Source organism: Streptomyces sp. NPDC087422, from assembly GCF_044744145.1.
Lineage (GTDB): Bacteria > Actinomycetota > Actinomycetes > Streptomycetales > Streptomycetaceae > Actinacidiphila.
This window is the reverse complement of record NZ_JBIUXT010000001.1, coordinates 117,469-141,026: the sequence shown is the minus strand read 5'-3', so window position 1 is coordinate 141,026 and position 23,558 is coordinate 117,469. Positions and strand designations below refer to the sequence as shown.

The following is a 23,558-nucleotide window of genomic DNA, read 5'->3' as shown; positions in this document are numbered from 1 at the left end:
TCGAGAGAGTTGGTCCAGCCGTGGTCATCGGGTTCTCCATCGCCCTCATCATTTTCAGCCTGCTGCTTCTGCTGCTCGTGCTGATGCACAAGGGGAAGGGCGGCGGCCTCTCGGACATGTTCGGCGGCGGCATGCAGTCCTCCGTCGGCGGCTCCTCGGTGGCCGAGCGCAACCTCGACCGGATCACCGTCGTGGTCGGTCTGCTGTGGTTCGCCTGCATTGTCACCCTTGGCCTGGTGATGAAGTTCCAGAAGTAGGGCCGACGTTCGACTCCCGCGCATCCAGGGAGAACTGACGCCTCGTCGCCACCCCGGCTTACTATGGGGAGACGTCCTCGGGGGACAGGTCGAGCGCCTGCCACTGGACGGCACGTAAGGTCTCCGTAAACTGGCGACCTCGCAGCACCATCACGCAGGGAGTTACGACCGTGGCAAGTGGCAACGCGATCCGTGGAAGTCGGGTCGGAGCGGGGCCGATGGGAGAGGCCGAGCGCGGCGAGTCCGCGCCGCGCCTCCGCATCTCCTTCTGGTGCTCGAACGGGCACGAGACCCAGCCGAGTTTCGCCAGCGACGCGCAGATCCCGGAGACCTGGGACTGCCCACGCTGCGGCTTCCCGGCGGGGCAGGACGAGGAGAATCCGCCGGCGCCGCCGCGTACCGAGCCGTACAAGACCCACCTCGCCTACGTGCGGGAGCGGCGCAGCGCCGCCGACGGCGAGGCGATCCTCGCCGAGGCGCTGGCGAAGCTCCGCGGCGAGATCTAGCGAGATCAGGGAAGTCCCGGACCTCGGTTGCCGGGCGGGCTCAGACCTCTGAGCCCGCCCGGCGACCGAGGGCTTTCTGTTTTCACGGCACGCTCCGCGGCGGGCGTCTCAGCGGCGGCGCGGCCGGGCCGCGTGCGCGTCCGCGATATGGCCCGTCAACGCGATGGAGGCCGTAGCCCGTTCGTAGGTGAGTTGCGCGACGCGGGCGTACAGGCAGTCCACGATGAGCAGTACGGAGTGGCGGGTGCCGAAGTTGCCGCGCCTGAAGCTGGTTTCGCCCGAGGTGGACGTGAGGCGTACGTCGGCGGCCTGGGCGATCGGCGAGCGCGGGTCGCCGGTGACGGCCACGGTGACGGCGCCGCGCTCCGCGGCCAGCCGCAGCGGCTCCAGCACCTCCCGGGTGGCACCCGAGTGCGAGATGGCCACCACCGCGTCGGAGGGCGTCAGCAGGGCCGCGGAGGTCTCCGCCGCGTGCACCTCGGTCCAGGCGTGCGCGGCGCAGCCGATGCCGTACAGCCGCGCCTCGGTCTCCCTGGCCACGATCCCCGAGCCGCCGACGCCGTAGACGTCGATCCGGCGGGCCTTCGCGAGCGTCTGCGCGGCCCGTTCCAGTGCCTCGCGGTCCAGCCGGTCGGCGGTCTGCCGCAGTGCCCGCAGATCGGCCTCCGCGACCACCCCGATCACCTGCTCCAGGTCGTCCTCGGGCCCGATCTGCGGCCCGAGCGCCGCCGTACGGGGCTCCGCCTCGCTGCGGCCCTGCTCCTGCGCCAGCTCGATCAGGAGCTGCTGGTACGAGTCCAGGCCGAGCGCCCGGCAGAAGCGGGTGACGGTGGCCTGCGAGGTGCCCGTGCGCCGACCCAGCTCGGCCGCGGAGCCGTGCGTCGCCGCGACCGGGTCGGCCAGCACCAGCTCGCCCACCTTGCGCAGGGAACCGGACATCCGGGGCAGTTCGGAGCGGATCAACGCGGTGATCATGGTGACTCGTCTCGGCTGGACGGCTTGAGGACTTGCCTGCGGGTGAATCTATCAACCACCATTCGTGGCAATGAGTGAAATCTACAGCCGACCGCTTGTGATCGGCATCGACGCGGGCGGTACCAGCAGCCGCGCGTATCTGGCGGAGGCGGCGCCGGAGACGGCCGGGGGCCCGGCGGAGGTCGTCGTGCTCGGCCGCGGCACCGGGGGGCCGGGCAACGCGCTGAGCGTCGGCCGGGCCGAACTGACCCGGCACCTGACGGACGCGGTCGCCCAGGCGGTCCCGGCCGACCTGCGGGGGCGGGTCGCCGCGGTCTACGGCGGCTTCGCGGGCGCCGCGGAAGGGCTCGGCGCCGAGCGCGGCCACGGCCTCGCGCTGTCCTGTCTGGCCGACGCGCTGGCCGCCAACGGCATCACGGGCGCCGCGATCGGCGTCGGCGGCGACACCGAGGTCGCGCTGGCCTCCGCGCCCGGCGCGCCCGGCGACGGCCTGGTGCTGATCGCGGGCACCGGCGCCATCGCCACCCGGCTCACCGGCAGACGCCGCTCCGCGGTCGTGGACGGCCACGGCTGGCTGCTCGGCGACGAGGGCAGCGGCTTCTGGCTCGGCGGCCGGGCGGTGCGGGCGGCGCTGGAGGCGCTGGACGGCCGCGGCCCCTGGACCTCGCTGGTCGCCAGGGTCGCCGCGCACTATCTGCCGCCGGGCGCGTACGAGCGGCTGGGCGGCACCGGGCGCCTGGACGGCGCGGAACGGCCACTGCCCGACGGCGAGGCGCGCGCCGATCTCAGCGAGGCCATCGTGACCAGCGCGTACGAGCAGACGCCGGCCCGGCTCGCGCAGCTCAGCAGGCAGGCGGTGGAGGCGGCGGACGAGGGCGACGCGGTGGCGCTGCGGCTGCTGGACGGCGCGGCCGATTTGCTGGTGGCGACCGTACGGGCGCTGGAGCCGCGGCCGGGGGAGCCGCTGGTGCTCACCGGCGGACTGCTCGGGCCCGGCGGCCCGCTGCTCGACCGGGTCGTCGCCCGGCTCGACGGGCTCGCGCTGCGGGTCTTCCCGGTGGCGAACGGGGGAGTGGGGGCGGCGGCGCTGGCACGGCTGTTGCTGTGAGGGCGGGCTGTTGCTGTGAGGGCGGGGGCCGCTGGTGTGAGGGCGGGGCCCTCTGGGGCGAGGGGTCTCCTGTGGTGAGGCCGGGTTCCTCGCGGGGTCGCGGCGGCGCCGGGGTGTCTTGACGGCGGCGCGAAGGGTGGTTCATTGTTTCATCGGACCATCTCAAAGATGGTTGATCGAGCCGAACCGGCCACCGATCTCACCACCCGACCCACCAAGGGGGCTCGGCCATGGCCGACGCACAGCTCAGCGCCGCCCGGTTCGCCGACGAGGGGCGCGCCGCCGTCGAGCGCGCCATCGCGGCCAACAAGGACTCCGTCGCCGCCGCGGGACGGCTCTTCGCCGACTGCGTGGCCGCCGACGGTGTGATCCACGGCTTCGGCACCGGCCACTCCCAGGCCACCGTCCTGGAGATCGTCGGCCGCGCGGGCGGCCTGATCCCCACCAACCGGATCGGCCTCGCCGACCTCGTGCTGCGCGGCGGCGAGGACCGCTCGGTGCTCGACGACCCGCTGCTGGAACGTTCCCCCGGCCTGGCCAGGCGGCTGTACGACCTGTCGACGCCGCACCCGCGGGACCTGTTCGTGATCGTCTCCAACTCCGGTGTGAACAACTCCGTGGTGGACATGGCCCTCCAGGTCAAGGAGGCGGGGCACCCGCTGGTCGCCCTCACCTCGCTGACCCACACCCGCGCCGTGCCCGCCCTGCACCCCAGCGGCAAGCGGCTCGCGGACATCGCCGACGCCGTCCTCGACAACTGCGCGCCCGCCGGTGACGCCCTGCTCCCGCTGCCCGACGGCGGCGCGCTGTGCGGTGTCTCCACCATCACCTCGGCCCTGCTGGTCCAGATGGTCGTCGCCGAGTGCGTGGGCCTGCTCACCGCCGAGGGGCACGAGGCGCCGGTCTACATCTCCGCGAATCTGCCCGGCGGCTTCGAGCGCAACGCCGTCCTGGAGGAGCGCTACGCGGGCCGCCTGCACCGCGGCGGTTTCTGACCCGCCGCCACTTCTCCCGCGCCACCGAGCCGCCCGCGCTCGCCGAGTCCGCCGCGCTGCCCCGGCGCGGCGGACTCGGCCCGCCGCGGTCACCGTGACGGCCGTATCCGGCGCTCTCGGCACGGCGCGGAACGTCAGTGAGGTGACGCTCCTCCAGGAACGCACCCCGGTGGACCTGCTCGGCCGGGTCAGCGCCGCCAACCGCACGCCTTCCTGATGCCCGCCCTCGTCTCGTTCCGGCGTGTCATCAATTAGCGTGGGGCGTGCAGCGAGGACGAGGAGAAGTGGACTGATGTCCGAAACGAACGCGCAGGGCCCGAAGGCTCTCGACCAGCGTGCCGAATGGCACGCGCTCGGCAAGCACCGCGAGGAACTGGCGGACGCGCACCTGCGGGATCTGTTCGCGGCCGACCCCGAGCGGGGCAGCCGTTACACCCTCCAAGTGGGTGACCTCCACCTGGACTACTCCAAGCAGCTCGTGACGGACGAGACGCTCCGGCTGCTGCGCGAACTGGCCGCCGCGACCGGGGTGTTCGAGCTTCGTGACGCGATGTTCCGCGGCGAGCGGATCAATGTCACCGAGGACCGAGCGGTCCTGCACACCGCTCTGCGCGCCCCGCGCTCCGCGGTGATCGAGCTGGACGGCCAGGACGTCGTGCCCGCCGTGCACTCCGTGCTCAACAAGATGCAGGTCTTCTGCGACCGGGTGCGCTCGGGGGAGTGGACCGGCCACACCGGCAAGCGGATCAGGAATGTCGTCAACATCGGCATCGGCGGCTCCGACCTCGGCCCCGCGATGGCCTACGAGGTGCTGCGCGCCTACACCGACCGCGGTCTGACGGTCCGTTTCGTGTCCAACGTGGACGGCGCCGACCTGCACGAGGCGGTCCGCGACCTGGACGCGGCCGAGACGCTGTTCATCATCGCGTCCAAGACCTTCACCACCATCGAGACCATCACCAACGCCACCTCCGCCCGCGACTGGCTGCTCACCGAGCTGCGCGCCGACGAGTCCGCGGTCGCCAAGCACTTCGTGGCGCTGTCCACCAACGCGGAGAAGGTCGCCGACTTCGGCATCGACACCCAGAACATGTTCGAGTTCTGGGACTGGGTCGGCGGCCGGTACTCCTACGACTCGGCCATCGGCCTCTCCTTGATGCTGGCCATCGGCCCCGACCGCTTCCGCGAGATGCTGGCCGGATTCCACCTGGTCGACGAGCACTTCAGGACCGCGCCGCCGGAGGAGAACGTCCCGCTGCTGCTCGGCCTGCTCGGCGTCTGGTACGGCGGTTTCCACGACGCGCAGTCGCACGCGGTGCTGCCGTACAGCCACTACCTGAGCAAGTTCACCGCCTACCTCCAGCAGCTCGACATGGAGTCCAACGGCAAGTCCGTGGACCGGCAGGGCAACCCGGTGACCTGGCAGACGGGTCCGGTCGTCTGGGGCACGCCGGGCACCAACGGGCAGCACGCGTACTACCAGTTGCTGCACCAGGGCACCAAGCTCGTCCCCGCGGACTTCATCGGCTTCGCGCGCCCGGTCGACGAACTCGGGCCGCTCGCCTCCCAGCACGACCTGCTGATGGCGAACTTCTTCGCGCAGACCCAGGCGCTGGCCTTCGGCAAGACGCCGGACGAGGTCAGGGCCGAGGGCGTGCCCGAGGAACTGGTCCCGCACAAGACCTTCCGCGGGAACCACCCCACGACCACCATCCTGGCCACCGAGCTGACGCCGTCCGTCCTCGGCCAGCTCATCGCCCTCTACGAGCACAAGGTGTTCGTCCAGGGCGCCGTCTGGAACATCGACTCCTTCGACCAGTGGGGCGTCGAGCTGGGCAAGGTCCTCGCCAAGCGCGTCGAGCCCGCCCTCGCCGAGGGCACCGCCGTCCCCGGCCTGGACGCCTCCACCACGGCCCTGGTCGCCAAGTACCGCGAGCTGCGCGGTCGCTGAGCCACCACGCACCGCGGCGGTTCACCGGAGATCCGGTGAACCGCCGCGGTGGCGAGCGACCAGGCCGAGGGCCGCTCGGACGGCCTACGACGAGGCCGGCGGATACAGCTGCGGCGGGAGCTTGGCCGCCGCGGTCCGGTCCAGCAGCCACAGGGTCCTGGACCGCCCGTAGGCGCCCGAGGCGGGCGCCTGCAACTCACCCGGGGACGACAGCGCCAGGGCCACCGCCGAAGCCTTGTCCTCGCCCGCCGCCAGCAGCCACACCTCGCGGGCTGCGCGGATCGCGGGCAGCGTCAGCGAGATCCTGGTCGGCGGCGGCTTCGGAGCGCCGTGCACACCGACGACCGTCCGCTCGCTCTCCCGCACCGCGGGGTGCTCGGGGAAGAGCGACGCCACATGCGTGTCGGGCCCCACCCCCAGCATTAGCACGTCGAAGGCCGGCACCCGCAGCCGGTCCTCGGGACCCGCCGCCGCGGCCAGCTCCGCCGCGTACGCCTCGGCCGCCTCGTCGGCGTCGGCGCACGGCCCGTCCGAGGCGGGCATGGCGTGCACCCGCGACGGATCGACCGGGACCGCGTCCAGCAACTCCGCGCGGGCCTGCGTGACATTGCGCTCCGGGTCGCCGTCCGGCTCGAACCGCTCGTCGCCCCACCACAGGTCCAGGTGCGCCCAGTCCACCGCGTCACGCGCGGGGGACGCGGCGAGGGCGGCGAGCAGCGCGTTGCCGTTGCGCCCGCCCGTGAGCACCACCGAAGCGGTGCCACGGGCGGCCTGGGCGTCCACGACCTTGGTGATCAGCCGGGCCGCCGCGGCCTGCGCCATCAGCTCCTTGTCCCGGTGGACGACCACCTGTGGCGTGCTCACTTCGCGCTCTCCGCCTTCTTGGCCACGGCGGCCCGCTTGGCGGCGCTGGGCGTCTTGTCCTTCGCCGTGACGGTGCCGTCCGGGCTCACCGTCTCCGCGCCGCCGGGGTTGTTGACTAGGTGCTTGACCCCGAACTGCACGGTGGAGCGGTATATGTCGTCCGGGTCCAGACGGCGCAGCTCCTCCGCGATCAGCTCGGAGGTCTCACGCCGCTTGAGCGCCACATGCCGGTCCGGCTGACCCGGCATCGCCAGCTCCGCCAGCGCGCCGTCCGCCCGGTCGAGGCAGATGTCGCCGTCGGCCGTCGCCAGCCGCACCGCGGTGATGCCGGGGCCGTCGGAGACCCTGCGCTCCACCGGCACACCCAGCCGGTCCGCGAGCCACAGCGCGAGCAGTTCCGTACTCGGGTTGTACGCCTCGCCGTCGACGATCGCGTCGGTGATCTTCGAGTGCTTCTGGTCCAGGGCCGCCGCGAGCATCGAACGCCACGGGGTGATCCGGGTCCAGGCCAGGTCGGTGTCGCCGGGCGAGTAACTGGCCGCGCGGACGCCGAGCGACGCCACCGGGTCCTCGGCCGCCGCGGCGTCCGTGATCCGGCGCTGCGCGAGGCGACCCAGCGGGTCCTCCGCCGCGTTGTCCGGCGCGTTGTCCGGCCACCAGACGACCACGGGGGCGTCGGGCAGCAGCAGCGGCAGCACCACCGACTCGGCGTGGTTGGCCAGCTCGCCGTGCAGCCGCAGCATCACGGTCTCGCCGGTGCCCGCCTCGGAGCCGACCAGCACCTCCGCGTCGAGCCGGGCGCTCGCCCGGTCCCGCGGCGAACGGCCCGGCCGCTTGACGACGACCAGAATCCGCGACGGGTGCTCCTTGGACGCCTCGGTGGCGGCCTTGAGCGAGTCGTAGGCACTGCCCTCGTCGGTGACGATGACCAGGGTCAGCACCATCCCGACCGCGGGAGTGCCGATCGCCCGCCGGGCCTGGATCAGACCCGAGTTGATTTTCGCGGACGTGGTGTCCGTCAGATCGATCTTCATGGCCGACGCCAGCTCCTGCCGTCTCGTGCGAGCATCTCGTCCGCCTCGACCGGTCCCCAGGTGCCGGACGCGTACTGGGCGGGCTTGCCGTGCTTGTCCCAGTACTCCTCGATCGGGTCGAGGATCGTCCAGGAGATCTCGACCTCCTGGTGGCGCGGGAAGAGGTTGGCGTCACCGAGCAGCACATCGAGGATGAGCCGCTCGTACGCCTCCGGGCTGGACTCGGTGAAGGACTCGCCGTACGCGAAGTCCATCGTCACGTCCCTGACCTCGGTCGAGGTGCCGGGCACCTTCGAACCGAACCGCACCGTCACGCCCTCGTCCGGCTGCACCCGGATGACCAGGGCGTTCTGCCCCAGCTCCTCGGTGGCCCCGGACTCGAACGGCAGATACGGCGCCCGCTTGAAGACCACCGCGATCTCGGTGACGCGGCGGCCCAGCCGCTTGCCGGTCCGCAGGTAGAACGGCACACCCGCCCAGCGCCGGTTGTTGATCTCCAGCTTCACGGCCGCGTAGGTGTCGGTCTTGGACTTGGGGTCGATGCCGTCCTCCTCCAGGTACCCGAGCACCTCCTCGCCGCCCTGCCAGGCGTGCGCGTACTGGCCGCGCACGGTGTTCTTGCCGAGGTCTTCGGGGAGGACGACCGCGCTGAGCACCTTCAGCTTCTCCGCGGTGAGCGCCTTCGGGTGGAAGGAGCCGGGCTCCTCCATCGCGGTCAGCGCCAGCAGTTGCAGCAGGTGGTTCTGGATCACGTCGCGCGCGGCGCCGATGCCGTCGTAGTACCCGGCCCGGCCGCCGATGCCGATGTCCTCGGCCATGGTGATCTGGACGTGGTCGACGTACGACCGGTTCCAGATCGGCTCGTACATCGTGTTGGCGAAGCGCAGCGCCAGGATGTTCTGGACGGTCTCCTTGCCCAGGTAGTGGTCGATCCTGAAGACCTCGTTGGGCGGGAAGACCTCGTGCACCACCTGGTTGAGGTCCATCGCGCTCGCCAGGTCGTGGCCGAACGGCTTCTCGATGACCGCGCGCCGCCAGGAGTCCCCGGTGCCGTCCGACAGCCCGTGCTTCTTGAGCTGCTGCACCACGTTGGGGAAGAACTTCGGCGGTACGGACAGGTAGAAGGCGAAGTTGCCGCCCGTGCCCCGCGCCTTGTCCAGCTCCTCGATGGTCGCCTTCAGCGTCTCGAAGGCGGTGTCGTCGTCGAAGTCGCCCTGCACGAAGCGGCAGCCCTCGGCGAGCTGCTGCCACACCTCCTCACGGAAGGGCGTGCGCGCGTGCTCCTTGACCGCGTCGTGGACCTCCTGGGCGAAGTCCTCGTTCTCCCACTGGCGGCGGGCGAAGCCGACCAGCGCGAAGCCCGGCGGCAGCAGACCGCGGTTGGCCAGGTCGTACACGGCCGGCATCAGCTTCTTGCGCGACAGGTCGCCCGTCACGCCGAAGATGACCAGGCCGGACGGGCCCGCGATCCGCGGCAGCCGCCGGTCCAGCGGATCCCGCAGCGGGTTGCCTTCCGAAGATGTCAGCGTGGACAACTCAGGCCTCCGAAGGAGCGAGCCGATCGAGTTCCGCCTGGGTGGAGGCCAGCAGTTCGTTCCAGGCCGTCGCGAACTTCTCGACGCCCTCGTCCTCCAGGAGCTGCACGACGTCGTCGTAGGAGATGCCGAGCGCCGCCACGGCGGCCAGCTCGGCCTTCGCCTGCGCGTACGTGCCGGTCACGGTGTCGCCGGTGATCTCGCCGTGGTCGGCGGTGGCGTCCAGCGTGGCCTCCGGCATGGTGTTCACCGTGTTCGGCGCGACCAGCTCGGTGACGTACAGCGTGTCGGAGTAGGCCGGGTCCTTGACGCCGGTCGAGGCCCACAGCGGGCGCTGCCTGTTGGCGCCGGACTTCTCCAGGGCCAGCCAGCGGTCGGAGGAGAAGACCTCCTCGTAAGCCTCGTAGGCCAGCCGCGCGTTGGCGACGGCCGCCTTGCCCTTGAGCGCCTTCGCCTCGTCGGTGCCCAGCTTCTCCAGCCGCTTGTCGATCTCGGTGTCCACGCGGGACACGAAGAACGAGGCGACCGAGTGGATCAGCGACAGGTCGAGCCCGGCGGACTTGGCCTTCTCCAGACCGGAGAGGTACGCGTCCATCACACCGCGGTAGCGCTCCAGCGAGAAGATCAGCGTGACGTTGACGCTGATGCCCTTGCCGATCACCTCGGTGATCGCGGGCAGCCCCGCGGGCGTCGCCGGGATCTTGATCAGCGTGTTCGGCCGGTCGACCAGCCACGCGAGCTGCTTGGCCTCCGCGACGGTGGCCTTCGTGTTGTTCGCCAGCCGCGGGTCGACCTCGATCGAGACCCGGCCGTCCTGGCCGTCGGTCCGGTCGAAGACCGGCCGCAGGATGTCGGCCGCGTCCCGGACGTCCGCGGTGGTGATCATGCGGATCGCCTCGTCGACCGTCAGCCGGCGGGCGGCGAGGTCGGCGAGCTGCTGGTCGTAGCCGTCGCCCTGGGAGATCGCCTTCTGGAAGATCGACGGGTTGGTGGTGACACCCACCACATGCTGCTCGTCGATGAGTTCGGCCAGATTGCCGGACGTGATGCGCTTGCGCGACAGGTCGTCCAGCCAGATCGCGACGCCTTCGTCGGAGAGGCGCTTGAGTGCGTCTGTCATGGGATTTGCATCTCCTACTTGTCGTTTACCTGCGTCAGCGATCAACGGCGTCGAGTGATTCCCGGGCCGCGGCGGCCACCGCGTCCGCGGTGAACCCGAACTCACGGAAGAGCACCTTGCCGTCGGCCGAGGCACCGAAGTGCTCAAGGCTGACGATGCGTCCCGCGTCACCCACGAAGCGGTGCCAGGTCAGACCGATACCGGCCTCGACCGCCACCCGCGCCTTCACGTCCTTGGGCAGCACGCTGTCGCGGTACTCCTGGTCCTGCTCGTCGAACCACTCCACGCACGGCATCGACACCACGCGGGTCGGCACCCCGGCCGCCTGGAGCTGCTCACGCGCGCCCACCGCGAGCTGCACCTCGGAACCGGTGCCGATGATGACGACCTGCGGCGCGGTCGCCGCGCCGTCGCCGTCCGTCGCGTCGAACATCACATAACCGCCGCGCGCCGCGTCCTCGTTGCGCTCGTACGTGGGCACGCCCTGCCGGGTCAGCGCCAAGCCGTGCGGCGCGCCCTTGCCGAACACCTTCGTCCAGCGCTTGAGCACCTCGCGCCACACGACGGCCGTCTCGTTGGCGTCGGCGGGCCGCACCACGTTGAGACCGGGGATCGCGCGCAGCGACGCCAGGTGCTCCACCGGCTGGTGCGTCGGACCGTCCTCGCCGACACCGACCGAGTCGTGCGTCCACACGTACGTCACCGGCAGGTGCATCAGCGCGGACAGCCGGACCGCGTTGCGCATGTAGTCCGAGAAGACCAGGAAGGTGCCGCCGTAGACCCGGGTGTTGCCGTGCAGCGTGATGCCGTTCATCTCGGCGGCCATCGAGTGCTCACGGATACCGAAGTGCACGGTACGGCCGTACGGGTCGGCGCCCGGCAGCGGGTTGCCCGTCGGCAGGAACGACGAATTCTTGTCGATCGTCGTGTTGTTCGACCCGGCGAGGTCGGCGGAGCCGCCCCACAGCTCGGGGATGACCGGGCCCAGCGCCTCCAGGACCTTGCCGGACGCGGCGCGGGTGGCGAGCGAGGAGCCGGTCTCGAAGGCGGGGATGTGCTGCTCCCAGCCCTCGGGCAGCTCGGCGGCCTCGATCCGGTCGTACGTCGCCGCGTGCTCGGGGTTGGCGGTCCGCCAGGCGGCGAAGGACTTCTCCCACTCCGCCTTGGCCTCGCGGCCGCGGTCGCCGACCGCACGCGTGTGCGTGATGACGTCCTCGGCCACGTCGAAGTGCTTGTCCGGGTCGAAGCCCAGGATCTCCTTGGTGGCGCGCACCTCGTCCTCGCCGAGCGCCGAGCCGTGCGCGGCGCCGGTGTTCTGCTTGTTCGGCGCGGGCCAGCCGATGATCGAGCGGACCGCGATGAACGACGGGCGCTCGGTCTCGGCCTTCGCGGCGAGCATCGCGGCGTGCAGGGCGTGCACGTCGAGGTCGCCGTTCTCCAGCGGAGTGACGCGCTGGACGTGCCAGCCGTACGCCTCGTACCGCTTGACGGTGTCCTCGGAGACGGCGGTCTCGGTGTCGCCCTCGATGGAGATGTGATTGTCGTCCCAGAGCAGGACGAGATTGCCGAGCTTCTGGTGACCGGCCATGGAGGACGCCTCGGCGGAGATGCCCTCCTGGAGGCAGCCGTCACCGGCGACGGCCCAGATGGTGTGGTCGAACGGCGAGGTGCCGGCCGCCGCGTCCGGGTCGAACAGGCCGCGCTCGTAACGGGACGCCATCGCCATGCCGACCGCGTTCGCGACGCCCTGGCCGAGCGGCCCCGTCGTCGTCTCGACGCCCCTGGTGTGGCCGTACTCCGGGTGGCCGGGGGTCTGCGAACCCCAGGTCCGCAGCGCCTCCAGATCGGCCAGCTCCAGGCCGTAACCGGCGAAGTAGAGCTGCGTGTAGAGGGTCATGCTGGAGTGCCCCGCGGAGAGCACGAAGCGGTCCCGGCCGACCCAGTCGGCGTCCGCCGGGTCGTGCCGCATGACCTTCTGGAACAGCAGATAGGCCGCCGGGGCCAGGCTCATCGCCGTGCCGGGATGGCCGTTGCCGACCTTCTGCACGGAATCCATGGCCAGGACGCGGGCGGTGTCAACGGCCCGCCGGTCCAGATCGGTCCACTCGAGGTCTGTGGTGGTCGGCTGCTTGCTCACCCTGGGTCAGGGCTCCTCTCCACATGCTTGTCCACATGTTGAAAACGCCGGTGACGTGGTGCCTACCCGGCGTTGTCGAGCCTACCGCCGTACAGGCGCTCACCTTTTCGATCCTGCCCCGGTACGCCGGTCTTCGCCTCCTGAACGCGGTGAACGCCTGGTGAACCGGGTCGAGCGACACTCTCCACCCCCCAAAAGCGGACGGAGTATTCCCTGCGTCTAGAGTGGCGTGGTACGCGCAAGTCTCACCGGGTCCCGCGCCTCCGCAGGTGACCGGACTTGCTGGACTTCATCTCTTCTCTTGGGGTGTTCGTGACGGCCGTCGAATCCCGACCCGCTGGGGTCATCGGGACGGGCTCCTCCGGTCACCGCCCGTTCGGAGCCCGTGTGATGGGCTTCGTGGCGCTGACCAAGCCGCGGATCATCGAACTACTGCTCATCACGACGGTTCCGGTGATGTTCCTCGCCGCCGGCGGGGTGCCCGATCTGTGGCTCGTGATCGCCACGGTGGTCGGCGGCTATCTGTCGGCCGGCGGTGCGAACGCGCTGAACATGTACATCGACCGCGACATCGACGCGCTGATGCACCGTACGGAGCAGCGTCCGCTGGTGACCGGTCTGGTGTCGCCGCGCGAAGGACTCGTCTTCGGCATCACGCTCTCCGTCGTCTCGACGGTCTGGTTCTGGACGCTGGTCAATCCGCTGTCCGCCGGGCTGTCGCTGACGGCCATCCTCTATTACGTCTTCGTCTACACCCTCGGTCTCAAACGGCGTACCGCGCAGAACATCGTCTGGGGCGGGGTCGCGGGCTGTCTCCAGGTCTTCATCGGCTGGTCCGCCGTGCGCGACGAGCTGGCCTGGGCGCCCTTCGTCCTCTTCCTCGTCCTCTTCTTCTGGACGCCGCCGCACTACTGGCCGCTGTCGATGAAGGTCAAGGACGACTACGAGCGGGTCGGCGTCCCGATGCTGCCGGTCGTCGCGGGCAACCAGGTCGTGGCCCGGCAGATCGTCCTCTACAGCTGGGTGATGGTGATCACCTCCCTGGCACTGTGGTGGCCGCTGGGCGAGACCTCCTGGTTCTACCCGGTGGTCGCGGCCGTACTCGGCGCGTTCTGGCTCAAGGAGGCGCACGGCCTGCACGCCCGCGCCAAGGCGGGCGTCACCGGCGCGAAGCTCAAGGAGATGCGGCTCTTCCACTGGTCCATCACCTACGCGACCCTGCTGTTCGTCGCGGTGGCGGTCGACCCCTTCCTGCACTGAGTCCCCTCCGGCGGGGTGCCCTCGGCGGTTACCGGGAAGTAGCATCAGCGGTATGGCTGATGACACGGTTCAGGAGAACCCGCGCGAGGCGCGACGCACCGCCCGGCTCGTCCGGCAGATCGACGCCTTCGGCAAGAAGCACGGCGGCGCCGCCGAGGCGAACATCGCGTACATCGGTGAGCGCGGCGCGCGCATCGTGCTCGTCGCGCCGGACGGCGCCTGGGGCGACCTCGTCGCACCGACGTACGCCATGGCGCGGGCGGCCGTCGCCGACGCGGGCGTCACCGTCCACGAGGACTTCGACGGGGAGTTCGCGGGCCGGGTCCGCACCGGCCCGTACGAGTGGACCCGGATGGCCGGGATGCAGATCGGCGGCCCGGCCAACACCTGACCGCCGCCGCGCCCACACCTGACGGCGCCCTCGTCCGTTAAGCCAGGAGGCCGGGAGACCGGGAACGACGGCGAGGGAGCGGGCGGATGACCGGGGACCTGACACACCTCGTGGACGCGTACTGCCACGGCGTGCTCCCCGGCGACCTCGGCCTCGGCGCGTTCGAGGCGCGGCTGCCCGGCGTCGCCGCGCCGCACACCACCCTCTTCGACAGCCCCACCGGCTTCGCGGTGCGCCGCTGGTGCGCGCCGCTGCTCGGCCTCGAACCGCACTGCTCCCCGGCCCGCTACCTGGCCCGCCGCCGCGAGCTGGGCGCGTACGAGGCGACCCGGCTGCTGCTGCGCGCCACCGGCATCGAGGCGTATCTCGTCGACACCGGGGAGCCCGGCGACCTCACGCCGCCCAAGGAGCTGGGCGCGGCGGGCGGCGCGGCGGCCCACGAGATCGTCCGCCTCGAACCGCTGGCCCAGCAGGTCGCCGACACCTCGGGCACGGTCGACGGCTTCCTGGCCAACCTCGCCGAGGCCGTGCACACCGCCGCGCTCGACACGGTCGGCTTCTCCTGCGCCGACCGCCCGCACGGCGGACCCTTCCGCGCGGGCGCCGACCAGGCGCTGGGCACCGGACCGCCGGACACCGCGCACGTGCGGTACGCCGCCGCCGACTGGCTCGCCCGGCGGCCGGTCGGCGAGCGCCCCGCCGACCCCGTACTCCTGCGCCATCTGCTGTGGAACGCGGTGGCGACCGGCGTGCCGCTGACGCTGCGGCACGGCGCGGGCGGGGCGGGACCCTCGGCGGCCGGGGGATTCCTGCGGGCCACCGCGGGCCTGGGCACCGAGGTGGTGCTGCTGCCGGGGCCCGGACACGAGGGCGCGGCGGCCGACCTGGCGGCCGTACTCCCGCATGTGCATGTGGCGCTCGGCGCCGGACCGGCCGCGGTGCTCGACCGGGCGCCCTTCGCGAAGGTGCTGTACGCCAGCGGCGCCGTGGCGCTGCCCGAGCTGTACGTGACCGGGGTGCGGACCTTCGGCGCGGCGCTCGGCCGGTTCGTCGGCGAGCGGGTGGCCGGCGGCGACTGGTCGGCCGCGGACGGCCGCAGGGTCAGCGCGCTGGTCGGCGGCGGGAACGCCCGCCGGGTCTTCCGCCCCGACCCGGCCGCCGACGCGGACCGGTGGACGGGTCCTGAGGGGTCAGACGCCGACGCTCAGCGTTGACCCGGCCTGCGCGGGCCCCGGCACGGTGGCGTCGGGCACGTCGACGGCCCGCTCGCGCATCGACAGCAGCACCCGCAGCACCGCGATCCACACGATGGCCGCGCCGAACATGTGCAGGCCGACGACGGCCTCCGGCAGATCGGTGAAGTACTGGACGTAGCCGATCACGCCCTGGGACATCAGCACCAGGAAGAGGTCGCGGGCGCTGTTGCGCGGCCCGACCGGCGCGTCCACCGCGCGCAGCACGAACCACAGCGCGACGGTCAGCGCGACCACCACCCACGCGAGATCCGCGTGCAGTTGCGCCACCGACTTCCAGTCCACCGGGACGCGGTGCACATCGCTGGAGTCGCCCGCGTGCGGCCCCGCGCCGGTCACGACGGTGCCCACCGCGACCAGCAGCCCGGTCGCACAGGTCAGAATCCAGCCGAGCTGCTGCACCGGCTTGCCGACCAGCGGACTCGGCGCGCTGTCGCCCTCCGCGGTCCGCCGCCACATCACCACGGCGATGGTGATCAGCACGAACGCCAGCAGGAAGTGCACGCACACGGTGTACGGGTTGAGCCCGGTGAGCACGGTGAAGGCGCCCAGCACCGCGTTCGCCACGACCATCCAGAACTGCGCCCAGCCGAGCCGGGTCAGACTGCGCCGGTACGGCTTCTGCGACCGCACCGCGATGATGGCCCAGCCGACGGCGGCGCAGAGAACGTACGTCAGCATGCGGTTGGTGAACTCAATCGCCCCGTGTACGCCCATCGCCGAGGTGGGCACCCAACTGTCGCCCACGCAGCGGGGCGCGGTGGGGCAGCCGAGGCCGGAACCGGTCAGCCGTACCGCACCGCCGGTGACCACGATGACGACCGACATGACCAGCGCGGACAGGGTCGCCCTGCGGACCGTGGCGGGGGACGGGGTCCACCGCTCTGCGATGGCGGCGAGGGGGTTTCGCACGAGTTCGAGAAGCTTCGGCACGCGCCCATGGTAGGCGGCACGCTTGTGCACGCTTTCACGAGGGGTGTGTACGCGCCGGATCCGATCGCCCCGAAACCACCCGAACCCGGTGGTACGGCCCTACCATCGGGGCTCACGCACGGGGACCGACGACGGGAGGCGCCGTATGACCGGCGAACACCGTGAGACCGTCAACCGCAGGCACCTGCTCTACGGAGGCGCGGCAGCCGCCCTCGCGGGGACGGGCCTCGCCGCCTACGCGGGCGGCGCCTGGGACTCCTCGGCGGCCGACACCGCGGACCCCGCGCACCCGGGGCCCGCGAACCACCCCGGATACGTCGACGTCGTGGCCGACTTCGGCGCCAAGGGCGACGGCCACACCGACGACAGCGCCGCCTTCGCCGCCGCGTACGCCTACGCCGAGTCGCGCGCGGACGGCGGCACCGGCCGTACCGTCATCGACGTGCCGCCCGGTGTGTTCCGGATCACCAAGCCGTACGCCTTCATCGACGCCAACAAGCCCACCCGGCAGGTCAACGGGCTGCGGTTCCGGGGCGCGGGGCTGCGGATCAGCGACATCGTCTTCGACCCGCCGAACGCGTCCGACGCCTATCTGTGCCGCAACATCGACACCTGGCAGAACATCTCCTTCGAGGGTCTGCGCTTCACCTCCGCCACGCCCGGCGCGTCCTTCTTCTACTCGTACTCGACCGGCGGCGCCGCGAACTACCGCTTCTCGGACTGCGAGTGGATGGGGGAGTGGGAGTACGGGCTCGCGCTCGACGGCAGCAACACCAACTCCGAGATGCGCTGGGAGGCGTGCCGGGTCGGCGGCGCCTACCGCAAGGCGTTCCTCTACTCGGGGCTGTCGCTGAACTCCAAGAACCTGGAGCAGCAGGACCAGTTCCTCAACTACTGGTTCACCGACATGAACGTCACCTACGAGTGGGGCAACTTCCTGGAGTTCCCCTACGGCGGGTCCGTCACCTGCCGCGCGGGCAGCTACATCATCACCGGGCGCCGCCCCACCCCGCACCCCGACTACGGCTTCGAGAGCGCCTTCTTCCGCTTCCCGCGCGCCTCGCACTTCGACGGCGCCCAGCGCTTCCACGCCGAGGACATCCGCTTCGAACTGCGCGACCCCTCGGTCGTCGTCATCGACTGCGCGTGGAACCGCGGCACCGTCCACTTCAACGACTGCGACGACACCGCGCACGCCTTCAAGGACTTCTCCGACGACCTGCGCGCCCACCGCTACACGATCGGCGCCAACGGCCCGCTGGTCCGCTACGACTCCTGCCAGCTCGTCGGCGCGCACCAGTTCCGTACGGCGGCGAACGCCAATCCGCCGGTGTGCGTGCGCTACGACATGTGCCGCTTCGGCTCGCACCCGCCGGCCGCGTTCCTGGCGCTGGACGAGGGGCAGGGCCGGGACTTCGTACGGTTCACCGACTGCATCCCGGCCGCGGGCGGGTGAGGGCGGCTACTCCCAGCGGAAGAAGCGGGCCGCCAGAGCCAGCCCGACGACCGCCCAGACGGCGAGGATGCCCAGGTCGCCCCAGGGCATCGAGGCGCCGTGCTGGAGCACGTCCCGCAGCCCGTCGGACAGCGCCGAGATCGGCAGCAGCCTCAGGACCGACTGGACGCCGCCGGAGAACTTGCTCAGCGGCACGATCACGCCGCCCGCGACCAGCAGCAGGATGAAGACCAGATTCGCCGCGGCCAGTGTCGCCTCGGCCTTCAGCGTGCCCGCCATCAGCAGCCCGAGCCCGGAGAAGGCGGCGGTGCCGAGCAGGAGCAGCAGCACGACGGCGAAGGGGTTGCCGTGCGGCGACCAGCCCAGCGCGAAGGCGATCACCACCAGCAGCGCGATCTGCAACGCCTCGGTGACCAGCACCGAGCAGGTCTTCGCCGTCATCAGCGCCCAGCGCGGCAGCGGCGAGGCGCCGAGGCGCTTGAGCACGCCGTAACGCCGCTCGAAGCCGGTGGCGATGGCCTGGCCGGTGAACGCGGTGGACAGCACCGCGAGCGCGAGGATGCCGGGGGCCAGGAAGTCCACCGACTTGCCCGCCCCGGTGTCCACGATGTCGACGGCGCTGAACAGCACCAGCAGCAGCGCCGGGATGATCACGGTGAGCAGCAGCTGCTCGCCGTTGCGCAGCAGCATCCTGGTCTCCAGCGCCGCCTGGGCCCGGATCATCCGGGGGAGCGGCGCGGCTCCGGGGGCGGGGGCGAAGACGCCGGTCCCGGTCGGGGCGCTCACTTCGGCGCTCATCCGCGCAGCTCCTTCATGCCCGCCAGGTTCCTCATCCGCGCAGCTCCTTGCCGGTCAGCTCCAAGAAGACGTCCTCCAGGGTGCGGCGCTCGACCGAGAGGCGGTCGGGGAGGACGCCGTGCTGGGCGCACCAGGAGGTGACGGTGGCCAGCAGCTGGGGGTCGACCTTGCCCTCGATGCGGTAGTTGCCCGGGGTCAGTTCCGCCGCGGCGGTGTCGGCGGGCAGCGCGTTGAGCAGCGAGACCAGGTCGAGCCCCGGGCGTCCCGAGAAGCGCAGCGTGTTCTCCGCGCCGCCGCGGCACAGCTCGTCCGGAGTGCCGCGGGCGATGGCCCGGCCGCCGTCGATGATCACCACCTGGTCGGCCAACTGCTCGGCCTCGTCCATGAAATGGGTGGTGAGCACGATCGTGACGCCGTCCGCGCGCAGCTCCCGCACGAGATCCCAGGTGGCGTGCCTGGCCTGCGGGTCGAGACCGGCGGTGGGCTCGTCGAGGAAGACCAGTTCGGGGCGGCCGACGACGGCCATGGCGAGCGCGAGGCGCTGCTGCTGGCCGCCGGACAGCCGGCGGTAGGTGGTGCGACCGCAGGACTCCAGACCCAGCCGTTCGATCAGCAGCGCCGGGTCGACGGGGTCGGCGTGCAGGGTCGCGGTGTGCCGCAGCATCTCCTCGGCGCGCGCGCCGGGGTACACACCGCCGGACTGGAGCATCACGCCGATCCGGGGCCGCAGTTGCGCGCCGCGCGCGGCCGGGTCGAGACCGAGGACCCGTACGGTGCCGCCGTCCGGCCGCCGGTAGCCCTCGCAGACCTCGACGGTGGTGGTCTTGCCCGCACCGTTGGGGCCGAGCACCGCTGTGACGCCGCCGCGGGCCACGGTCAGGTCGAGGCCGTCCACCGCGGTCCTTGTCCCGTACCGTTTGACCAGACCGGTCACCTCGACCGCGGGCTCGTTTCGCATGCTGTGAGTCTAGGGACGGCGCAGGACCGGCCGTGCCCGGGTCCCGGGAAGCCGCTCCCCGCTCTCCTCCGCGGCGGCCTCGTACCGCCCGTACGCGGCCTCGTACCGTCCCTGGTTAGGTAACCCTAAGTGACGCAGCCCACCGTGATCGCGACCGGCGCGGCTTGCCTGCTCCTGAGGAATTACGCAACAATGGTGTTGTGGAATACGGGACCAGTGCTGCCCGGAGGGCGGCGGAGGAGCAGACGACCGGGGAGCGGCGCACCCGCAACCGGGTCGCCCGGTCCATCCTGGACCACGGACCTTCCACCGCGGCCGACCTGGCGGAACGGCTCGGCCTCACGCAGGCCGCCGTCCGCCGCCATCTGGACGCACTGCACGCGGACAATGTCGTGGAGCCGCGTGACCAGCGGGTCTACGGCCACCGTGGCCGCGGCAGGCCCGCCAAGGTCTTCGCGCTCACCGACTGTGGTCGTGACGCGTTCGACCAGGCGTACGACCAGCTCGCCGCCGACGCCCTGCACTGGATCGCCAGGTCCGCGGGCGGCGGCGAGAGCGGCGAGGCCGCGGTGTCGGCCTTCGCCCGCGCCCGGGTGGCCGACCAGGCCGAGCGGTACCGCCCCATCGTCGAGGCGGCGGCGCCCGAGGACCGCGCACGCGCGCTGGCCCAGGCGCTGTCCGCGGACGGGTACGCTGCTACGGCTCGAAGCGCCCCCGGCCCCGCCGGGGAGCAGCTTTGCCAGCACCACTGCCCGGTGGCCCACACCGCCGAGCAGTTCCCGCAGCTCTGCGAGGCGGAGGCCGAGGTCTTCTCCCGCCTGCTCGGGACGCATGTCCAGCGGCTGGCCACCATCGCCCACGGCGACGGGGTGTGCACCACGTTCATCCCGCAGGTCAACCACGCGAGCACCATCCCGTCGGGAGCCCCACCTGACACACCACCGGGGACCCCGTCGGACCCACCCCAGAACGCACCCGAAGATCCCACAGCATCTGCCAGCACGTCCGGGAGGAACCCCGCATGACTGCTCCCACGGAGACCACTCACCCGGAGCTCGAGGGCATCGGTACGTACGAGTACGGCTGGGCCGACTCGGACGTGGCCGGCGCCGCGGCCAAGCGCGGCCTGTCCGAGGCCGTCGTCCGCGACATCTCGCAGAAGAAGTCCGAGCCCGAGTGGATGCTGAAGATGCGGCTGAAGGGCCTCAAGCTCTTCGGCAAGAAGCCCATGCCCACCTGGGGCTCGGATCTGTCGGGCATCGACTTCGACAACATCAAGTACTTCGTGCGGTCCACGGAGAAGCAGGCGGAGTCCTGGGAGGACCTGCCCGAGGACATCAAGAACACCTACGACAAGCTCGGCATCCCCGAGGCCGAGAAGCAGCGGCTGGTCGCCGGTGTCGCCGCGCAGTACGAGTCCGAGGTCGTCTACCACCAGATCCGTGAGGACCTGGAGGAGCAGGGCGTCATCTTCCTCGACACCGACACCGCGCTCAAGCAGCACCCGGAGCTGTTCCAGGAGTACTACGGCACGGTCATCCCGGCGGGCGACAACAAGTTCGCCTCGCTGAACACCGCGGTGTGGTCCGGCGGCTCCTTCATCTACGTGCCGAAGGGCGTGCACGTCGACATCCCGCTCCAGGCCTACTTCCGGATCAACACCGAGAACATGGGCCAGTTCGAGCGGACGCTGATCATCGTCGACGAGGACGCGTACGTCCACTACGTCGAGGGCTGCACCGCGCCGATCTACAAGTCGGACTCGCTGCACTCCGCTGTCGTCGAGATCATCGTGAAGAAGGGTGGCCGCTGCCGTTACACGACCATCCAGAACTGGTCGAACAACGTGTACAACCTGGTCACCAAGCGCGCGGTCGCCTACGAGGGCGCCACGATGGAGTGGGTCGACGGCAACATCGGCTCCAAGGTGACCATGAAGTACCCGGCCGTCTACCTGATGGGCGAGCACGCCAAGGGCGAGACGCTGTCCATCGCCTTCGCGGGCGAGGGCCAGCACCAGGACGCGGGCGCGAAGATGGTGCACATGGCGCCGAACACGTCGTCCAACATCGTCTCCAAGTCGGTGGCCCGCGGCGGCGGCCGGACGTCCTACCGCGGTCTGATCGAGATCGGCGAGGGCTCGTCGGGCGCCAAGTCCAACGTGCTGTGCGACGCACTGCTGATCGACACCATCTCGCGCTCGGACACGTACCCCTACGTCGACGTCCGCGAGGACGACGTGTCGATGGGTCATGAGGCGACCGTCTCCAAGGTCTCCGACGACCAGCTCTTCTACCTGATGAGCCGCGGCATGACCGAGTTCGAGGCCATGGCGATGATCGTGCGCGGCTTCGTCGAGCCGATCGCCAAGGAACTCCCCATGGAGTACGCCCTGGAGCTGAACCGGCTGATCGAGCTCCAGATGGAAGGCTCGGTCGGCTGACCGCGCCGGCTTCCTCGTCCACCATCCCCCCGGCCGGACACAATAAGGCAGAAAGCGAGCACCAGCACAGCCATGGCTGACAACACCCCTGCGGGCAGCACCACGGACGGTGCCATCACGGTGGGCCATCCCGCCGACGCCCGGGTCAGCGCGGCCCCGTCGTACGACGTGGCCGACTTCCCGGTGCCGCACGGCCGCGAGGAGGAGTGGCGCTTCACTCCGCTGGAGCGGCTGCGCGGCCTGCACGACGGCACCGCCGAGGCCACCGGCGCCCTCCGGGTCGAGGTGACCGCGCCCGAGGGCGTCACCGTGGAGACCGTGGACCGCACCGACGCCCGCGTCGGCAAGGCGGGCAAGCCCGCCGACCGCGTCACCGCCCAGGCGTTCAGCGCCTTCGAGAAGGCCTCGGTCGTCTCGATCCCCAAGGACACCGTCCTCACCGAGCCGGTCCGGATCGCCGTCCACGGCGAGGGCGGCACGGTCTACGGCCACCAGGTGATCGAGGTCGGCGCCTTCGCCGAGGCCGTGGTCGTCATCGACCACACCGGTGACGGCACCTTCGCCGCCAACGTGGAGGTCCTGGTCGGCGACGGCGCCAAGGTCACCGTCGTCTCGATCCAGGACTGGGACGACACCGCCGTGCACGTCGCCCAGCACACCGCGCTGGTCGGCCGTGACGCCACGTTCAAGTCGGTGGTCGTCACCTTCGGCGGCGACCTGGTCCGGCTGCACCCGCGGGTGATCTACGGCGCCCCCGGCGGCGAGGCCGAGCTGTTCGGCCTGTACTTCACCGACGAGGGCCAGCACCAGGAGCACCGGCTCTTCATCGACCACGACACCCCGCACTGCCGCAGCAACGTCACGTACAAGGGCGCGCTCCAGGGGCAGGACGCGCACGCGGTGTGGATCGGCGACGTGCTCATCAGGGCGGAGGCCGAGGGCACCGACACCTACGAGCTCAACCGCAACCTGGTGCTCACCGACGGCGCGCGGGTCGACTCGGTCCCCAACCTGGAGATCGAGACCGGCGAGATCGTCGGCGCCGGCCACGCCTCGGCGACCGGCCGCTTCGACGACGAGCAGCTCTTCTACCTCCAGTCCCGCGGCATCCGCTCCGACGAGGCCCGCCGCCTGGTCGTCCGCGGCTTCTTCGGCGAACTGGTCCAGCAGATCGGACTCGCCGACCTCGAAGAGCGGCTGATGACCAAGATCGACGCCGAGCTGGAGGCGTCCGTCTGATGAGCGTCGACAACGGCACGGTCGGATTCGTCCGCGCCTGCGCCGCCAGCGACCTGGAGGAGGACACCCCCCGCCGGGTCGAGCTGGACGGCGTCCCGGTGTCCGTGGTCCGCACCGCGGGCGAGGTGTTCGCCATCAACGACATCTGCTCGCACGCGAACGTCTCGCTCTCCGAGGGCGAGGTCGAGGACTGCCAGATCGAGTGCTGGCTGCACGGTTCCAGTTTCGACCTGCGCACCGGCAAGCCGTCCGGGCTGCCGGCCACGCGGCCGGTCCCCGTATACCCCGTAAAGATCGTTGGGGACGACGTGCTCGTCTCCGTCACCCAGGAGTCCTGAGGCACCC

Annotated in this window: 23 protein-coding genes; 14 read left to right on the top strand and 9 right to left on the bottom strand. The window is 71.2% G+C overall.

Annotated elements, in window-relative coordinates:
- Positions 1–20 precede the first annotated feature (20 nt).
- Entirely contained in the window at positions 21–257 is a 237-nt protein-coding gene (secG, locus tag ACIO6U_RS00650; protein WP_355333892.1) for a preprotein translocase subunit SecG, read from the top strand.
- Positions 258–427: 170 nt separating this feature from the next.
- Complete coding sequence (locus tag ACIO6U_RS00645; protein WP_073497103.1) at positions 428–763, top strand: RNA polymerase-binding protein RbpA; 336 nt, start codon at positions 428–430, stop codon at positions 761–763.
- Positions 764–871: 108 nt separating this feature from the next.
- Here the strand turns inward: ACIO6U_RS00645 and ACIO6U_RS00640 are convergent, their stop codons facing one another.
- Positions 872–1,738, bottom strand: coding sequence for a MurR/RpiR family transcriptional regulator (locus ACIO6U_RS00640; RefSeq protein ID WP_188284199.1), 867 nt, complete (start codon positions 1,736–1,738; stop codon positions 872–874).
- A 70-nt stretch (positions 1,739–1,808) separates the two neighbouring features.
- Here ACIO6U_RS00640 and ACIO6U_RS00635 point away from each other — a divergent pair, with 70 nt between their 5' ends.
- The 4 genes from ACIO6U_RS00635 (at position 1,809) to pgi (ending at position 5,792) form a co-directional block, all read left to right on the top strand.
- The gene (locus ACIO6U_RS00635; RefSeq protein WP_355333887.1) at positions 1,809–2,846 is read left to right on the top strand and encodes a BadF/BadG/BcrA/BcrD ATPase family protein; all 1,038 of its coding nucleotides are present in this window, start codon (positions 1,809–1,811) and stop codon (positions 2,844–2,846) included.
- A gap of 230 nt (positions 2,847–3,076) precedes the next feature.
- Positions 3,077–3,841, top strand: a complete 765-nt coding sequence (locus tag ACIO6U_RS00630; protein WP_355333884.1) for an SIS domain-containing protein — start codon at positions 3,077–3,079, stop codon at positions 3,839–3,841.
- A 94-nt stretch (positions 3,842–3,935) separates the two neighbouring features.
- Positions 3,936–4,058: a hypothetical protein gene (locus tag ACIO6U_RS00625; RefSeq protein ID WP_401714637.1), complete on the top strand. Its 123-nt coding sequence runs from the start codon at positions 3,936–3,938 to the stop codon at positions 4,056–4,058.
- Between the two features lie 75 nt (positions 4,059–4,133).
- Entirely contained in the window at positions 4,134–5,792 is a 1,659-nt protein-coding gene (pgi, locus tag ACIO6U_RS00620; protein WP_355333880.1) for a glucose-6-phosphate isomerase, read from the top strand.
- Between the two features lie 84 nt (positions 5,793–5,876).
- On the opposite strand, the gene pgl is transcribed toward pgi, so the two are convergent.
- From pgl to tkt, 5 genes are read right to left on the bottom strand one after another with little or no spacing between them, the layout of a single operon-like run.
- Positions 5,877–6,656, bottom strand: a complete 780-nt coding sequence (gene pgl / locus ACIO6U_RS00615) for a 6-phosphogluconolactonase (RefSeq protein ID WP_401714635.1) — start codon at positions 6,654–6,656, stop codon at positions 5,877–5,879.
- Positions 6,653–7,690 (bottom strand): glucose-6-phosphate dehydrogenase assembly protein OpcA, encoded by a 1,038-nt coding sequence (gene opcA / locus ACIO6U_RS00610; RefSeq protein ID WP_355333876.1) that lies wholly within the window; start codon positions 7,688–7,690, stop codon positions 6,653–6,655. Before opcA ends, pgl begins: the two co-directional genes overlap by 4 nt.
- Positions 7,687–9,216, bottom strand: coding sequence for a glucose-6-phosphate dehydrogenase (zwf, locus tag ACIO6U_RS00605; protein WP_401715787.1), 1,530 nt, complete (start codon positions 9,214–9,216; stop codon positions 7,687–7,689). Before zwf ends, opcA begins: the two co-directional genes overlap by 4 nt.
- Positions 9,217–9,226: 10 nt before the next feature.
- Positions 9,227–10,345 (bottom strand): transaldolase, encoded by a 1,119-nt coding sequence (gene tal / locus ACIO6U_RS00600; protein WP_355333874.1) that lies wholly within the window; start codon positions 10,343–10,345, stop codon positions 9,227–9,229.
- A 34-nt stretch (positions 10,346–10,379) separates the two neighbouring features.
- Positions 10,380–12,482, bottom strand: coding sequence for a transketolase (gene tkt / locus ACIO6U_RS00595; RefSeq protein WP_401714632.1), 2,103 nt, complete (start codon positions 12,480–12,482; stop codon positions 10,380–10,382).
- A gap of 312 nt (positions 12,483–12,794) precedes the next feature.
- Between tkt and ACIO6U_RS00590 the strand changes: the two genes are divergently transcribed.
- From ACIO6U_RS00590 to ACIO6U_RS00580, 3 genes are all read left to right on the top strand, one after another.
- Positions 12,795–13,742 (top strand): heme o synthase, encoded by a 948-nt coding sequence (locus tag ACIO6U_RS00590; protein WP_355334680.1) that lies wholly within the window; start codon positions 12,795–12,797, stop codon positions 13,740–13,742.
- Between the two features lie 52 nt (positions 13,743–13,794).
- Positions 13,795–14,133, top strand: a complete 339-nt coding sequence (locus tag ACIO6U_RS00585) for a hypothetical protein (RefSeq protein ID WP_355333869.1) — start codon at positions 13,795–13,797, stop codon at positions 14,131–14,133.
- An 86-nt stretch (positions 14,134–14,219) separates the two neighbouring features.
- The gene (locus tag ACIO6U_RS00580; protein ID WP_401714630.1) at positions 14,220–15,347 is read left to right on the top strand and encodes an amidohydrolase; all 1,128 of its coding nucleotides are present in this window, start codon (positions 14,220–14,222) and stop codon (positions 15,345–15,347) included.
- On the opposite strand, the gene ACIO6U_RS00575 is transcribed toward ACIO6U_RS00580, so the two are convergent.
- Positions 15,324–16,319, bottom strand: coding sequence for a COX15/CtaA family protein (locus tag ACIO6U_RS00575; protein ID WP_355333865.1), 996 nt, complete (start codon positions 16,317–16,319; stop codon positions 15,324–15,326). The two genes, ACIO6U_RS00580 and ACIO6U_RS00575, sit on opposite strands and share 24 nt — an antisense overlap.
- A gap of 145 nt (positions 16,320–16,464) precedes the next feature.
- Between ACIO6U_RS00575 and ACIO6U_RS00570 the strand changes: the two genes are divergently transcribed.
- The gene (locus tag ACIO6U_RS00570; RefSeq protein WP_355333863.1) at positions 16,465–17,775 is read left to right on the top strand and encodes a glycosyl hydrolase family 28-related protein; all 1,311 of its coding nucleotides are present in this window, start codon (positions 16,465–16,467) and stop codon (positions 17,773–17,775) included.
- 6 nt (positions 17,776–17,781) lie between these two features.
- Here the strand turns inward: ACIO6U_RS00570 and ACIO6U_RS00565 are convergent, their stop codons facing one another.
- Both ACIO6U_RS00565 and ACIO6U_RS00560 read right to left on the bottom strand, forming a co-directional pair.
- A complete protein-coding gene (locus ACIO6U_RS00565) occupies positions 17,782–18,573 on the bottom strand; it encodes an ABC transporter permease (protein WP_355333860.1) in 792 nt (263 codons plus the stop codon).
- A 31-nt stretch (positions 18,574–18,604) separates the two neighbouring features.
- Positions 18,605–19,531 carry an ABC transporter ATP-binding protein gene (locus tag ACIO6U_RS00560; protein WP_355333858.1) on the bottom strand — a complete coding sequence of 309 codons (927 nt, stop codon included), beginning with the start codon at positions 19,529–19,531 and terminating at the stop codon, positions 18,605–18,607.
- Positions 19,532–19,731: 200 nt separating this feature from the next.
- On the opposite strand from ACIO6U_RS00560, the gene ACIO6U_RS00555 reads away from it, so the two are divergent.
- The 4 genes from ACIO6U_RS00555 to ACIO6U_RS00540 all read left to right on the top strand — a co-directional run bounded on the left by ACIO6U_RS00555 (position 19,732) and on the right by ACIO6U_RS00540 (position 23,551).
- Entirely contained in the window at positions 19,732–20,556 is an 825-nt protein-coding gene (locus ACIO6U_RS00555) for an ArsR family transcriptional regulator (protein WP_391044106.1), read from the top strand.
- The gene (gene sufB, locus ACIO6U_RS00550; RefSeq protein ID WP_355333852.1) at positions 20,553–21,974 is read left to right on the top strand and encodes a Fe-S cluster assembly protein SufB; all 1,422 of its coding nucleotides are present in this window, start codon (positions 20,553–20,555) and stop codon (positions 21,972–21,974) included. The genes ACIO6U_RS00555 and sufB overlap by 4 nt, the downstream gene beginning before the upstream one ends.
- Before the next feature lie 72 nt (positions 21,975–22,046).
- Entirely contained in the window at positions 22,047–23,213 is a 1,167-nt protein-coding gene (sufD, locus tag ACIO6U_RS00545) for a Fe-S cluster assembly protein SufD (RefSeq protein ID WP_355333849.1), read from the top strand.
- On the top strand, positions 23,213–23,551 hold the full coding sequence (locus ACIO6U_RS00540) for a non-heme iron oxygenase ferredoxin subunit (protein WP_355333847.1): 339 nt from the start codon (positions 23,213–23,215) through the stop codon (positions 23,549–23,551). The genes sufD and ACIO6U_RS00540 overlap by 1 nt, the downstream gene beginning before the upstream one ends.
- The last annotated feature ends 7 nt before the right edge of the window (positions 23,552–23,558 follow it).